This is a genomic window from Bacillus sp. FSL K6-0994 (assembly GCF_038630815.1).
GTDB lineage: Bacteria > Bacillota > Bacilli > Bacillales > Bacillaceae > Bacillus > Bacillus safensis.
Genome location: NZ_CP152043.1, coordinates 3427320 through 3440540, shown reverse-complemented (window position 1 = coordinate 3440540; position 13221 = coordinate 3427320). Strand labels below are relative to the sequence as shown.

Annotated in this window: 15 protein-coding genes; 9 read left to right on the top strand and 6 right to left on the bottom strand. The window is 43.9% G+C overall.

Features of this window, described 5'->3' with window-relative positions; translation table 11 throughout:
* Positions 1-36: 36 nt before the first annotated feature.
* Together MHB69_RS17970 and MHB69_RS17965 are read right to left on the bottom strand one after the other, a co-directional pair.
* Positions 37-846: a bifunctional hydroxymethylpyrimidine kinase/phosphomethylpyrimidine kinase gene (locus MHB69_RS17970; RefSeq protein WP_024426411.1), complete on the bottom strand. Its 810-nt coding sequence runs from the start codon at positions 844-846 to the stop codon at positions 37-39.
* A gap of 125 nt (positions 847-971) precedes the next feature.
* Positions 972-1286 carry a general stress protein gene (locus MHB69_RS17965; protein ID WP_024426410.1) on the bottom strand — a complete coding sequence of 105 codons (315 nt, stop codon included), beginning with the start codon at positions 1284-1286 and terminating at the stop codon, positions 972-974.
* Between the two features lie 128 nt (positions 1287-1414).
* Here MHB69_RS17965 and MHB69_RS17960 point away from each other — a divergent pair, with 128 nt between their 5' ends.
* Together MHB69_RS17960 and MHB69_RS17955 are read left to right on the top strand one after the other, a co-directional pair.
* On the top strand, positions 1415-2242 hold the full coding sequence (locus MHB69_RS17960) for a glycosyltransferase family 2 protein (RefSeq protein ID WP_024423819.1): 828 nt from the start codon (positions 1415-1417) through the stop codon (positions 2240-2242).
* Entirely contained in the window at positions 2239-2919 is a 681-nt protein-coding gene (locus tag MHB69_RS17955) for a uracil-DNA glycosylase (RefSeq protein WP_046312854.1), read from the top strand. Before MHB69_RS17960 ends, MHB69_RS17955 begins: the two co-directional genes overlap by 4 nt.
* A gap of 33 nt (positions 2920-2952) precedes the next feature.
* On the opposite strand, the gene MHB69_RS17950 is transcribed toward MHB69_RS17955, so the two are convergent.
* Positions 2953-4311 (bottom strand): aldehyde dehydrogenase, encoded by a 1359-nt coding sequence (locus tag MHB69_RS17950; RefSeq protein ID WP_342495825.1) that lies wholly within the window; start codon positions 4309-4311, stop codon positions 2953-2955.
* Positions 4312-4481: 170 nt separating this feature from the next.
* Here MHB69_RS17950 and MHB69_RS17945 point away from each other — a divergent pair, with 170 nt between their 5' ends.
* The 3 genes from MHB69_RS17945 to MHB69_RS17935 all read left to right on the top strand — a co-directional run bounded on the left by MHB69_RS17945 (position 4482) and on the right by MHB69_RS17935 (position 6597).
* Positions 4482-4814 carry a YwdI family protein gene (locus MHB69_RS17945; protein WP_342495824.1) on the top strand — a complete coding sequence of 111 codons (333 nt, stop codon included), beginning with the start codon at positions 4482-4484 and terminating at the stop codon, positions 4812-4814.
* Positions 4815-4847: 33 nt separating this feature from the next.
* The gene (locus tag MHB69_RS17940; RefSeq protein WP_041115438.1) at positions 4848-6155 is read left to right on the top strand and encodes a purine/pyrimidine permease; all 1308 of its coding nucleotides are present in this window, start codon (positions 4848-4850) and stop codon (positions 6153-6155) included.
* Positions 6156-6225: 70 nt separating this feature from the next.
* Complete coding sequence (locus MHB69_RS17935; protein ID WP_025093833.1) at positions 6226-6597, top strand: DUF423 domain-containing protein; 372 nt, start codon at positions 6226-6228, stop codon at positions 6595-6597.
* 41 nt (positions 6598-6638) lie between these two features.
* On the opposite strand, the gene MHB69_RS17930 is transcribed toward MHB69_RS17935, so the two are convergent.
* The 3 genes from MHB69_RS17930 to MHB69_RS17920 form a co-directional block, all read right to left on the bottom strand.
* A complete protein-coding gene (locus MHB69_RS17930) occupies positions 6639-7256 on the bottom strand; it encodes a cupin domain-containing protein (RefSeq protein ID WP_034281285.1) in 618 nt (205 codons plus the stop codon).
* Between the two features lie 129 nt (positions 7257-7385).
* The gene (gene gerQ, locus MHB69_RS17925; protein WP_024426405.1) at positions 7386-7916 is read right to left on the bottom strand and encodes a spore coat protein GerQ; all 531 of its coding nucleotides are present in this window, start codon (positions 7914-7916) and stop codon (positions 7386-7388) included.
* 193 nt (positions 7917-8109) lie between these two features.
* Positions 8110-8775, bottom strand: a complete 666-nt coding sequence (locus MHB69_RS17920; protein WP_242026008.1) for a YIP1 family protein — start codon at positions 8773-8775, stop codon at positions 8110-8112.
* 184 nt (positions 8776-8959) lie between these two features.
* Between MHB69_RS17920 and MHB69_RS17915 the strand changes: the two genes are divergently transcribed.
* The 4 genes from MHB69_RS17915 to MHB69_RS17900 are packed head-to-tail and all read left to right on the top strand — an operon-like array spanning position 8960 to position 13221.
* Positions 8960-9730 carry a glycosyltransferase family 2 protein gene (locus tag MHB69_RS17915; RefSeq protein ID WP_176967128.1) on the top strand — a complete coding sequence of 257 codons (771 nt, stop codon included), beginning with the start codon at positions 8960-8962 and terminating at the stop codon, positions 9728-9730.
* A 6-nt stretch (positions 9731-9736) separates the two neighbouring features.
* Positions 9737-11149: a CDP-glycerol glycerophosphotransferase family protein gene (locus MHB69_RS17910; RefSeq protein WP_061110225.1), complete on the top strand. Its 1413-nt coding sequence runs from the start codon at positions 9737-9739 to the stop codon at positions 11147-11149.
* A 21-nt stretch (positions 11150-11170) separates the two neighbouring features.
* A complete protein-coding gene (locus MHB69_RS17905) occupies positions 11171-12349 on the top strand; it encodes a DegT/DnrJ/EryC1/StrS family aminotransferase (protein ID WP_342495823.1) in 1179 nt (392 codons plus the stop codon).
* Positions 12346-13221: a GNAT family N-acetyltransferase gene (locus MHB69_RS17900; RefSeq protein WP_326483498.1), complete on the top strand. Its 876-nt coding sequence runs from the start codon at positions 12346-12348 to the stop codon at positions 13219-13221. Before MHB69_RS17905 ends, MHB69_RS17900 begins: the two co-directional genes overlap by 4 nt.

Below are 13221 nucleotides of genomic sequence, written 5' to 3'. Positions count from 1 at the left end.
TTCACCTCCTAACAAGGCGAATCGGTTTTTTCTGTTTTATTTGTCAAAACGATGAGCAGAATGCTTTGTTGGTCCGATGTATTCGTTTAGCTGGAAAGAGCCTTTAATGGCAGCCGTGATGAATTCTTTTGCTGCATAAATGGCTTCTTTCACGTCTGATCCATTCGCTAGTTCAGCTGTGACTGCTGCTGAGAATGTGCAGCCTGCGCCGTGTGTGTATTCTGTGTCGATTTTATCTGTTTCAAGGCGTTCGAAGGTTTGTCCATCATAAAGCAAATCGATGGCTTTGTCTTCGCTGAGCTTACCGCCTCCAGTGATAACCACATACTTTGCACCAAGTTCGTGAATGCGTTTTGCTGCTTCTTCCATTTGTTCGATCGTTTTGATCTCGCCGATTCCGCTTAATTGACCTGCTTCGAAAAGATTAGGTGTGATAACGGTTGCCAGTGGCGTGAGCTTTTCACGCAATGCTTCCGCGTGCTCTGGGTAAAGGACTTCGTTCGCACCCTTACAAACCATGACAGGATCAATGACGACATTTTTTAGGTCATATGTTTTGATGGTGTCAGCTGCAAGCTCAATCACGTCGACGGTTGGAAGCATACCCGTTTTCAGCGCATCTACACCAATACCTTCTACAATGGTAGAGAGCTGCGCGCGAATTGTCGCCGTATCAATTGGAAACACCTGATGATCCCAATGATTATGAGGGTCCATTGCAACGACAACGGTTAAAGCTGTCATCCCGTAGACGTTTTTTTCTTGAAACGTTTTTAAATCTGCTTGGATACCTGCACCGCCGCTTGAATCCGAACCTGCGATGGTGAGTGCTTTATTCATAGACATAGTTGCTGAACCTCCAATGTGATGTGTAACAGTTACTGTTCTATCCCTTATTATAATCAGCTTTTCCATTTATCACAATGAAACGGCATAAAAAAGCGTTCCTCTCATCGGAACGCCTCTCTTTCTTACCTTTTACAAATCACCAATTTCCCTTTTTTCAGTTCATCTAAAAGGGTTAAGGCTAACTCTTGATCGGCCCCAGTTGACATCATTTTGGCCATCAGTTCATCATCCCGGGTGCGAATGACATTGGCGACTTGATCCAAAATCCCTTGATCGACCGCAGTCATGCTTTTGGCATCTGTATACTCCGTTACGGTATCAGAGCGTTCTGGGTCGTACGCAAAAACAAAAACAGCGTCTTTTGATGAACCCGATGAATGAATGTGGTCAATGGTCTGTTTTGCTTCTTTACTATTTTCCACCGTGATATATTCCATCATGATCACTCCTTTTCATCAAAAATTCCCATTTTCCCCTCAAATCAAACCGCCTTTTATATCATGAGAAGATAGTCAATTTATGTTTTAATGGAAAAAGACGAATCTATTAAAGGAGTAAGCTGCATATGAAGATTTCCTTATTAATTGTGACACATAACCGGCTCAGCGCACTGTGTGAGCTGCTTGAATCCATTACAAGACAAACCGTACAGCCTTTTGAAATTGTCGTCGTCAATGATGCAGGAGAGCGAGTCGACATCATTCAGGAACTTTACCCTGAGCTTCCGATCCGCTTGATTCATTTAGATGAGAATGTCCAGCATGTAAATGCCAGAAATGTGGGGGTGCGGGAGCTGACAGGAGACGTCATCATGCTGAGTGACGACGATGATTACTTCACACCTTGTCATATCGAACGCATGAGCAAGGCGCTGGAAGATGCCGATTTTGTCTTTTCTGATGCAGAAATTGTATCATTTGAAGAAAAAGGCGCGACCCGTTTCCCGCTGTCGAGACGTTTGTTTGCTTATACAGCGGATATTGAGGATATGCGTGTCTTTTCTACATATGTTCCTTCGGGCAGTATGTACAAACGCTGTATACACGATGAGATTGGCTATTTTGATCCAGCGATGCATCATTATTGGGACTGGGACTTCTTTTTGCGTGTATCACAGCATGCCCGAGTCAAACGAGTGCCAGCGGCGAGCGTGATCTATGCGTTTTTTGACGGCGGTGGAAATCAGTCTAGTGATCTGGGTGAAACAAGGAAAAACTACTTAGATGATTTAAGTGAAAAGCATGAACTGGGCGATCTGCCGACAGCGAACTTTGCGATATTATTAGAAGAACCAGCGATGAAAAAAAGAGAATCAGAGAGTGAGATTGTGTGGGATGGAAAACCGATGATCTCCAGACTAGCGCAGCAAGTAGAAGGAGGAAAACCACAATGAAGCCATTTTTAAATGATAGCTGGTGGGCTGTGATGAAAAGTGAATTTGAACAGCCGTATTATCAGGAATTACGTGAATGGATGAAGGAAGAATATCGCACGCAGACCGTTTTTCCAAAACCAGATGACGTGTATCGTGCTCTTCATTTGACGTCATATGAAAAGGTCAAAGTGGTGATTTTAGGACAAGACCCTTATCATGGCCCAGGGCAGGCACATGGATTAAGCTTTTCTGTTCAGCCGGGCGTCAAACACCCGCCATCTTTAAGAAATATTTTTCAGGAGCTAAAGGATGATCTTGGCTGTCCTGTTCCAAACCACGGTTCACTTGTCAGCTGGGCAGAGCAGGGTGTGCTGCTCTTAAACACTGTGCTGACTGTGAGAAGGGGCGAGGCGAATTCTCATAAAGGCAAGGGCTGGGAACGTGTGACAGACCGCGTGATTGATGTGCTGAATCAGCGTGAGCAGCCCGTCGTTTTTGTGTTATGGGGAAGACATGCTCAAAACAAGAAAGAACGCATTGATCAAAACAAGCATTTCATCATTGAGTCACCTCATCCAAGTCCTTTTTCTGCAAGAAACGGCTTTTTTGGCAGCCGGCCGTTTTCAAAGGTAAACGCGTATTTAAAGCAAATGGGGATTGAAGAAATCAATTGGTGTATCAAGGATATTGAATGAAAATAGGACGAGGGGAGAGCCCCTTCGTCCTGTTTATTTTAAAAATTTGCGGACCAAGTCGAGTCCATTTTTCGCATTTGGATAACGGAAGGAAAAATCGAAGCGATTGGTTTGGCGCAGGACGCTTTTTTCATGCGTAAAAGTAAAGAAGCTTTCCTTCCCGTGATATCGCCCCATGCCGCTTTCGCCGACGCCTCCGAATGGCAGGTAAGGGGTAGCGACATGCATAAGCGTGTCATTGATACATCCTCCGCCAAATGAGAGGTTGTTTAGAATATAGGATTCTGTTTCTTTATTTGTTGTAAATAAGTAAAGCGCAAGCGGCTTCGGTCTTGCTTTGATCATATGAACTGCCTCATGCAGAGAATCAAAGGTCATGACAGGCAGAATCGGTCCGAAAATTTCCTCCTGCATGACAGGATCTTCCCATGTAATGTGGTCTAAAATGGTCGGAGCGATTTTGAGCTCCTGTTCATTGCACTGTCCACCTGTGACGATCGATCCATTTGAGAGAAATTGTGTAAGCCTGTCAAAGTGACGCTGGCTGACATTTTTTCCAAAGTGCGGATGCGTTTCGGGATGTTCACCATAAAAGTCACGGATACAGGCTGTCATTTCTCGCAAAAGTTCCTCTTTGATGGATTCATGAACGAGCAAATAGTCTGGTGCAATGCAGGTTTGCCCTGCATTGGTGAACTTTCCAAAGGTGATCCGCTTCGCTGCTAGCTTGATGTCGGCATCAGGCATGACGATGCTGGGACTTTTTCCGCCAAGCTCAAGTGTGACAGGGGTCAAATGCTTTGCGGCGGCTTCCATGACGACTTTGCCAACTGCCACACTTCCAGTAAAGAAGATATAATCAAAGGGCAGTTTCAGCAGTTCTGTACTGACTTCAACACCGCCCTCTACGACAGCCGCATGGTCTTCTTGAAATACACGTTTGATGATAGTGCTGATCACTTGTGAGACTGCCGGCGTCAGCTCAGACGGCTTTAAAATCACGGCATTTCCCGCAGAAATCGCACCGACTAATGGAGAAAGGGCCAATTGGAAAGGATAGTTCCAAGGAGCAATGATGAGCACAGTTCCATAAGGTTCCTTGATAATCATGCTTTTTGATCCGATATGAGTCAGCGGTGTTTTCACGCGAGTTGGCTTCGCCCATTTGTGAAGGTGTTTGATGGTATGATTGATTTCTTCATACACCATCCCAATCTCTGTTGTATAGGCTTCCTGTTCGGATTTATGTAAATCATGGGCTAAGGCCTGTAATATATCCTTTTCATGCTGTTTGATTGCTGCTTTTAAATCTTGAAGAATGCGGATGCGTTCTTGAACCGCCGGCTTCTGAAAGACTTTTTGTTTCTGAAATAGAGCAGTAAGCTTGTCCATTATTCAATCCCTTCATAGACGATTTTGTTTCTTTTATTATGTGTGAATGAAGATGACGGGTCAAATAAGAGAGTCATGAGCGCACTGCTTTGAAAAAATGAACCCATTTGGTTTGTTCATTTGGTAAAATAATGTTGAAAAGAGATTTTTTTAGATTGGAGGGTCTACCCTTGAATATTCATATATCAAGCCTGCTTCAAAAAATGGAGGAAGCGGTTCAAAAAGCAAAACAAAGTGGAAATGATGAAGAGGTGAAACGTCAAGTAGCGGCCATTTCTTCACTATGTGATGTCATTCTCGACGCACCATCAACGGTGCAAATGCCGCAGTCGCCGGCCATCTCACCACCTCCATCGATACATACACCATCAGCGCCATCTGTGACTACAGATCAAGCCATGCTTGAGAAACTCATGGGCACAAGTGGTGCGAAGAAATTTCAGCAAAATGATGAGGGTCAAAAAGAGAAGGACGGGAACGGCGACTCTATTTTTGATTTTTAATGGTCTTGTCACGACAAAGGGAAGGTGATCGGTTTGAAACTATTTTTGGGCGCCATTCAGTGGATGGCATTTTTTATCGCAGCTTCTATTGCCGTACCAATTGCGATTGCACAAGCATTTGAATTGAACCAAGTGCAATCGGCGGAGCTGATTCAAAGTACTTTCTTTTCACTTGGTCTTGTGGCAATGGTGCAGTGTTTATGCGGCCATATGCTGCCGATCAATGAAAGTCCAGCAGGGCTTTGGTGGGGTGTGTATACCCTTTATGCCGGCATGACAGGTACAATCTTTGCGACGTATCCTGAAACCCTGCAAGCATTACAAGGGGCTTTAATTTTTAGTGCTGTTTTCTTTTTTATTTTTAGTTTATTTAAAATCATCAATTGGCTCGCGTCTTTATTTACGCCAGTCGTCACAGGCATTTACCTGCTGCTGCTTGTTGTGCAGCTAAGTCAGCCAATCATGAAAGGGCTGATGGGCATCGGCTATCGGGGAAATCAGGTGGACGGGCTTGTCTTTTGCTTATCGATCTTGATTATTATCCTCACCTTCATGATCAGCCGCTCAAAATGGCATTACTTGAGGCAGTTTTCTGTGTTATTCGCCCTTGCAGGCGGATGGCTGTTATTCGCTCTACTCGGATTGGCGAAGCCGGTTCGAATTCCAGAACAAATCATCGAGTTTCCGAAGCTGTTTCCATTCGGTATGCCGGTCTTTGACAGCGGATTGCTTGTCACGTCCTTTTTTATAACGATTTTACTCATTGTGAACATGCTGGCAAGTATTCGAATTGTGGAAAGCTCAGTGAAGGCATTTGGTGAACTGCGTGAGCGGAAAAGAGCACGTCCTGCTGGTTTTGTCGCAGCATTTGGTCATTTATTAAGCGGGCTGATCGGGGCGATTGCGCCTGTACCTATTTCGGGGGCAGCAGGATTTATCCAGACAACGAAAATTCCATCGAGAAAGCCATTTTTCATAGGAAGTCTGCTCATTGTACTCATTAGTTTATTCCCGCTGCTCATGAGCTTTTTCTCTGCATTGCCATCACCTGTGGGGCTTGCTGTAAACTTTGTGGTCTTCTCTTCTATGATTGGGATTGCGATGTCGGAGTTTGATCAGTATGAGAAAGAAGAAGTCCCGCGGATTCGCTTTGTTCTTGGGATTGCTGTTTTAGCAGGCGTAGGGGCGATGTTTGTGCCTCAGGGGGCCTTGAAAGGGATGCATCCTGTGCTCATTTCATTATTAAGCAACGGTCTTGTTCTAGGCACACTCATTGCGATCGTGGTCGACCAAGTCTTGTTACGAAAGAAAAAGAAATCCGACAATCTCGTGTCAACGTAAAGGGAAAGTTGAATGTCGCCCTTCACCCGCGCTATGATAAATATAATTGACGAGATAAGGAGAATGACGAATGAAACTATTTTTCATTTTAGGTGCTATTAACGCCATGCTTGCTGTTGGACTTGGAGCCTTCGGTGCGCACGGTCTAGAAGGGAAAATCCCTGAAAAATATATAGAAATATGGAATAAAGGTGTTCAATATCAAATGTTCCATGCCATTGGCTTATTTGTTGTCGCTTTTCTTGCAGATAAGCTGTCAGGTGTCTCCTTGGTTCCTGCCGCTGGCTGGGTGATGCTTGCAGGCATCCTTTTCTTCTCAGGAAGCCTTTATGTGCTGGCATTGACGCAGGTGAAGATTTTAGGAGCCATTACTCCTATTGGCGGAGTAGCATTTATCGCCTCTTGGATCATGCTTGTCATTGCAGCAGCAAAAAATTTATAAGCCAATAAACCGATGCTCTCATATGGGCATCGGTTTTTTTCTTAACTCCAGTAAGGGGTATAGTTGGGCGGTGCTTGATAATATGGGACGTAGTGAGATGGAGGGACAGGATGCGTTTGAGACTCATCCTCCCGGTGGCAAAATGGTCCGATAAACACACTTGGTTTCACAGGCTTTATCGCCTGCTTCCACTGTGTTTCGTTCATGCAATAAGTATGGGCCATGATGTGAGAAGGGGTGAGGGTGAGAAGGTCTGAGCCTAGGATCACTTCAGGTGTAGATGCGTTAAAAATGGCTAACAAATGAGTTCTGTCTTGGAGAGCGACTTCATAGTGCCACCAGCCTTGAGGCACGTTTGCCACCTGTCCAGGTGTGATGGTGTAGGTGTGCAGTTTTTTTGTAAATGGATTCAGCATCGATACGGCAGCAGAACCGGCTATACAATAAACAAGCTCTGCGGCATTTTGATGATAATGAGGCTCTACGACTTTGCTTTTACTCAAATATATATCCAGCAGGGACACTTGATCCAACGAGTTTAATTGTTTTTTTCCTAACACATTAATCAGGTTATGCTGATCGAATTTCACAAGGGGGCTTTGATTCAGATCGTATGAAAATTTGACATTTGGTGATGTATAATCCAGCTCAACAGTCATTGATGTCACCTCTAGGCTTTTGATAAAAACTACTAGGCATCTTATGAACAGCGCCCTAGAGGTGTGACAAAAACCTAGACAAAAGAAAAAAGCAAGGGCACCTGAGCCTTGCTTTTGCCATGCTTGACGTTATCTCGGAGAATACGTAGACATGGAGTATGGATAGTCGTATTGAATTTCCCCATCAAACGTAATGTAATCAAGATAGATCGTTAATAGTAAGTATCGTGTTCCTGTCTTATTATCACTAATGATAATGTGGTCACGTCCTGCAGCTTCAATGACGCCTCTAAAAATCTTCGAATTCCATTCCTTGCTCGCCTCAAATGTCATATAAATCGTGGCTACCTTGCCGCGGTTCAATCGTAAAATATTTTCAATATAGGACTGCTCAATAGGCAGCTGCCCGGTGACATTCTGCTGATAAACCGGTCCAGAAGGAATTTGATATGGCTGACCGCCGCCCTGCGTTCCTTGGCCTCCTTGTGAAGTGCCGGTAGACGGCATTGGCGAAAACCCCTGCTGCATTTGACCCTGCGTTTGGGGAGGGACTGAATAACCCATCTGCTGCGCAGGATACGGATTTGCTCCATATTGTTGCTGGCGAAAATCTTGACCTTCGAAACCCGAACCTTGCCCAAATTGATTTTTCAATTTCATAACGTTCCTCCTCTTTCCTCATGGTGTTCTAAACAGAAGGCGCTAAAGCACCTGTTGTTTCCATAGCATTCTTTCTCTCTTTCACACTATGAGACAGGAGGGGAGAATATGTACATTGAACGAAAAAAAGGAACTGCTATGCAATTCCTCAGCGTGAAAACAATCCCTCGTATTCTATCGGTACTCGTCTTTTTTACATGATCCAGTTTATAGCGTGCTGAATATCAAATAAAAGTGTCATGATGAGAAAAAACGCGGCGAGCGGTGTAATCACAATGATGAAGGCTTGCCATAATCTGAGCTTCATCACAGCGACAATGCCTAAAACAGCCATTCCCAATATCCACGTCTTTGCATATGCTTCCGTAAGAGGTAAAAGATCGAGATAATACCATACTTCATAATGCTGATCTAAATATGGTGAGATTTTAACAAACGTATACGGACCAAGCATCCCAACAGTGAAAATCCAAGTAAGTGAAAATAAAGCAGAAGGGAAAAAGACCGTCAGTGTGCAGGCTTTGAGTATATCTCGATATGCCGTTTGACAGTCGAAAAAGAGACGGCCTAACCATTTAATCAGGAGGACACCGAAAAATAGAATCATATTGCCTGCCAAAATACCATATCCCGCTCCTTGTAACAGAATAAAAGGGAATGGAATATGATTGCCCATATACTCGCTAAAATACCCTTCGTAGATCCAGCCCGTACCGGCGATACTTGCAAGGAGCATCATCAGCCAAATGGGAATATTGGAATGTTGATATGAGCGAATAATCGTTTTTGTCGCGACGAAAATTTTAAAAAATCGAAAAAATCCTTTTACTTCCTCTTCTTGGGAGTGATCATTCTTCATAGCTTCCAATGTTCTTTACTCCTTTAATACACACAAATGATTACTTATATTACCAAAAAATTCGCATTTTTCAAAGATAGATCAATAAAAAAATACAATTTTATAAAAAATAGGTCACTCTACAGTCTCTTTAAGAGGAGACACATATGATAAACATAGTTTGAAAGAGACCGAGGTGAAAACTTTGACAAAAGTAACTGTCATTATGACGAGCTACAACAAGGCGGCTTACGTCGGCAGATCGATTGAAGCGGTCCTGCAGCAGACGCTGTCAGACTTTGAACTTTTTATCATGGATGATGGATCAAACGAAAAAACCCTTGCTGCGATTGAACCGTTTCGCAAAGATCCCCGCATTCATTTTATCCAAAGCGGTGTCAAAACGCTGGAAGAGAGAACAGCGAAAACTCGCTACGCCGTGCTGATTAATCAAGCATTAGAACTGGCAAAGGGCGAGTATATTTCCTATGCAACAGATGACAATGTCTACGCCCCGGACCGTTTAGAGAAGCTCACTCATTATCTAGATGCCCATCCAGGTAAAGAGATTGTCTATTCTAGTTCTAAAGTGATCTATTTAAATAGCAAAAAAGAGCCAGTGAAAGAAACGATTCGGCCGGCGCAAACAGTGCAATGGAATGCCCCCTGTGCCATAGATCATTGCTCGGTCGTACATCGCGCATCCATTTTATCAAAAATTCATGCTGAATTTGGGTCTTACTGGGACGAGAGTCCGCATTTTTATCGGATAGGGGATGCCCGTTTCTTTTTTCGGTTAAATCATTTTTATCCGTTCTATCCCTTTGATGAAATATTAGATACAAATTACATCACAGAACAGTCCATTCATTATCAGCTGGCAGAAGAAGAGAAAAGTGCCTTTATTCAAGCACTTCCCGAGCAGTCTACCTGCTGGGAGCTTCGCAGTATATTAAAACAAAAACATGGGAGGTGACCTGAAGTGTCGCACTATATTCATCATTATTGGCAGGTGTACTTTGAGTATGTGAATCTGATGAAGGATTTGTCCTACAAGCAAATTCCTCTTGGGTTGATCAGTAATTTTTATCAATATATCAGTCCTGAAGTGAGGGAACGCATGGAAGATGAAGCATTCGGTCAAGAACTGACAACCGCTTGTCCATTACCGGAAGAGATTCAGCCATTTTTTGATCAGCATAAACAGCAGATCAAGCGTATCGCTTATCGTCCGGCGAATGGAAAGGTATTGCTTCACTTTGAACACCTGCGTTTTACGGAACAAAATTACACGCGGTTCCATCCAAACAAAACGGTGGTGCTCGCTCGCTGGAAGAAGGCGGATTATTACGGATTACCCGTGATCAGTAAGCCGGAATTAGCCGGAGAGGTTAATAAAGAAGCCCACGCTGAATATATTGAAAAAGCAAATGCTCTCCTTAAACCTTACGCTCACCACCCTGTCTTTGGCAATGTCTTTTTTAGAGAAAAACTGCGGAAGGACATTGTGCAATTTATTGATGTCATTAACCAAATAGAAATGCTATTTCAAATGCAGCCGATTGCAGCTGTCATTGTTGGAACGACGGAGGATGCTTACAGCCGCGTACTCGCTTTGCAAACAGTGAAACGCCAGCTTACGAGTATCTGTCTTCAGCACGGTGCGCTTATGGGAGACGAAGCCTTTTTACCAATTTTCACGACTTGCCATGGGGTATTTGGAAAATATGAAAAGGACTGGTATGTAGATAAAGGCTGTCAGCCGGAACAGGTGGAAATCACAGGTCATCCGAGGTTTGATTTGGTGAAGGAGCGAACGCCGCTTCAACAGGATCTCATTTTTCGTAAATTGAACTTCAGTCCGGCTAAAAAGACCGTGCTTGTGGCAACGCAGCCGTTTTCTGAAGCCTTTTATGGCGATGTTCTTAAAACGATCGCCAAACGGAAAGACATTCAGCTGATCATGAAGCCGCATCCTTGGGAAATTGCTCGAAATCGATTAAATGACTATGTGACTATTGAACGAGCGGGAAATCATGTGAAATTGATTAAAAAAGAAATTGATCTGTATGACTTGCTGCCATATGTGGATATCGTGATTACGCTCACATCTACAGTTGGTCTTGAAGCGATGCTTTTTGAAAAGAGTGTGCTGATCGGGAAAACGACAGAAGGCAGAAGATACCCATATTACGAGTCGCTTGGCAGCTATCATATGGAAAACCCTGTTGAACTAGCTGAGAAAGCCATTCGTATTTTGTCGGATGAACAAGAGATGAAACTGGCAAAGCAGCAAGGAGCTCAGTTCATTAAACAACATTATCCGCATGCGCGATCTATCGATGTTCTGCTTTCTCTGCTTAAAACAAAAACTGGTGTGGATTTTCAGAGATGAAGATAGGGGTGTGCAAGCGATATGGGAAAAAAGAGAGCACAATTTCTTCCTTATGCTCTGCCTTTCATTCAGCAGGAAGAAATTGATGAAGTCATTGGAACATTAAAGTCCGGCTGGCTGTCAACTGGACCAAAAGTAAGACAGTTTGAAGAAGAATTTCAGCAGCTGACAGGTGCAAAACATGCGATCGCTGTCAATTCATGTACGGCTGCTTTATTTTTAGCGTTAAAGGCAAGAGGGATTAGGGCTGGGGATGAGGTGATTACAACCCCTCTGACATTCTGCGCAACAGCCAATACGATTATCCATACGGGAGCAGCGCCTGTATTTGTCGATATTGATCCAGCGACACTCAACCTTGATGCAGAGAAACTAGAAGCGGCGATTACACCACACACAAAAGCAATTGTTCCTGTTCACTTTGCCGGTCAATCGTGCGATATGGACCGGATTTTAGCCATTGCCAAAAAGTATGATCTATTTGTACTTGAAGATGCTGCCCACGCTCTTTACACAACGTATCACGGTCAGCCCGTTGGATCCATTGGTGATGCGACCGCTTTTAGCTTTTATGCAACGAAAAACCTAGCGACTGGTGAAGGCGGCATGCTGACAACAAATGATGATTCGCTTGCGGCTCGGATTAGAAGACTAGCGCTCCATGGGATGAGCAAGGGAGCGTGGAATCGTTATGGAGAAAAAGGAACGTGGTATTACGAGGTCGAGGAACCAGGCTATAAAATGAACATGTTTGACGTGCAGGCATCGATAGGGCTTGTTCAACTAAGCCGACTAGATGACATGCAGGCGCGGAGAGAACAGATTGCAAAAGCATACAATCAGGCTTTTCAAAAAGAAGCGGGTCTGATCCTGCCGCCTGTGCATCAAGAAGGAAGACATGCATGGCATTTGTATGTACTGCAAGTGAATCCAAAAGAAGCATTTATCACGCGTGATGAACTGATTGATCAGCTGCAAAAGGAATATAAAATCGGCACGAGTGTTCACTTTATCCCTGTTCACTTGCATCCATACTATCAAGAAACATATCACTATTCACCGGAGGATTTTCCTGAGTCACTTGCATACTACAAGCAGACGCTCTCACTGCCGCTCTATCCAAGTATGACAGATGAAGATGTGCAGGATGTTATCACAGCGGTGTTGTCTATTTTAAAAGAACAGAAGGCATTATCATGAAGGTCGTTCATGATGTAGATGATCAGGTGCTGGCTGCTTGGCTGGAGAAATACGGTCAACAAGCGGAACAAATGAACGGCTTCAAGCAGTTTGCTCTTGTTAATGGCGCACAGCTAAAGGCAGTCCTGTTATATGAATGGTCAAAATGGGAAAGCGGCATTTTTCATCAGCATATTTTTCATGTGAAGTTTGTCGAAGCGGAGACAGCGTCTGCTTTTCAAGAATTGATGGAGCGTTTCATCAATTGGATGAGAACAGAAAAATGCGATTTTTTCTTTTTACGTCTTGAAGCGTCTGATCTTGAAAAAAACCGCATCGTCCAAAGGCTGTCACATGTGTACTATGTGGGCGGTCTCACTCGTCTTGAGGCGCCGCCTGTTCAAATGGAGATGCCATCTACAGGTGAAGATGTGGTCATCAGTCTGCCGGATGAAAAGGATTACGATGAGGCGGTGTCACTTGCTCATCAGGCTTTTGTGAAAAGCCGGTATGCACTTGATCCTTTTTTAGATCAGAATGCCGTCCAGCATTTTTTTCAGGAATGGATGAGAAACAATTTACTCGGACGTGCAGATATCAATCTCGCAGCAAAGGTGAACGATGAAGTCATTGGTTTGATTCAAGGGGTGACAAAGGGCGATGAACTGGTACTTGATTTATTGTCCATTAGAGCGGATGCACAAGGAAAAGGGATCGGAAAAAAGCTCGTGATGGCGATGATTAACGCCTCTCATGAGAGAGGGCATCGGTTTATGTCTGCCGGAACTCAGATGCATAACACAACCGCGATTCAGCTGTACGAAAAGCTGGGCTTTAGAACAAAAAATGCCTTCTTGTATTACCATGTGTGGCCGAAAAAAGGAGAGAGGTAA

Excerpts from the sequence above, each read along its gene's own strand:
- MHB69_RS17970 (WP_024426411.1), bottom strand. The coding sequence starts at position 846 with ATGTCTATGAATAAAGCACTCACCATCGCAGGTTCGGATTCAAGCGGC.
- MHB69_RS17965 (WP_024426410.1), bottom strand. The coding sequence starts at position 1,286 with ATGGAATATATCACGGTGGAAAATAGTAAAGAAGCAAAACAGACCATT.
- MHB69_RS17960 (WP_024423819.1), top strand. The coding sequence starts at position 1,415 with ATGAAGATTTCCTTATTAATTGTGACACATAACCGGCTCAGCGCACTG.
- MHB69_RS17955 (WP_046312854.1), top strand. The coding sequence starts at position 2,239 with ATGAAGCCATTTTTAAATGATAGCTGGTGGGCTGTGATGAAAAGTGAA.
- MHB69_RS17950 (WP_342495825.1), bottom strand. The coding sequence starts at position 4,311 with ATGGACAAGCTTACTGCTCTATTTCAGAAACAAAAAGTCTTTCAGAAG.
- MHB69_RS17935 (WP_025093833.1), top strand. The coding sequence starts at position 6,226 with ATGAAACTATTTTTCATTTTAGGTGCTATTAACGCCATGCTTGCTGTT.
- MHB69_RS17930 (WP_034281285.1), bottom strand. The coding sequence starts at position 7,256 with ATGACTGTTGAGCTGGATTATACATCACCAAATGTCAAATTTTCATAC.
- gerQ (WP_024426405.1), bottom strand. The coding sequence starts at position 7,916 with ATGAAATTGAAAAATCAATTTGGGCAAGGTTCGGGTTTCGAAGGTCAA.
- MHB69_RS17920 (WP_242026008.1), bottom strand. The coding sequence starts at position 8,775 with ATGAAGAATGATCACTCCCAAGAAGAGGAAGTAAAAGGATTTTTTCGA.
- MHB69_RS17905 (WP_342495823.1), top strand. The coding sequence starts at position 11,171 with ATGGGAAAAAAGAGAGCACAATTTCTTCCTTATGCTCTGCCTTTCATT.
- MHB69_RS17900 (WP_326483498.1), top strand. The coding sequence starts at position 12,346 with ATGAAGGTCGTTCATGATGTAGATGATCAGGTGCTGGCTGCTTGGCTG.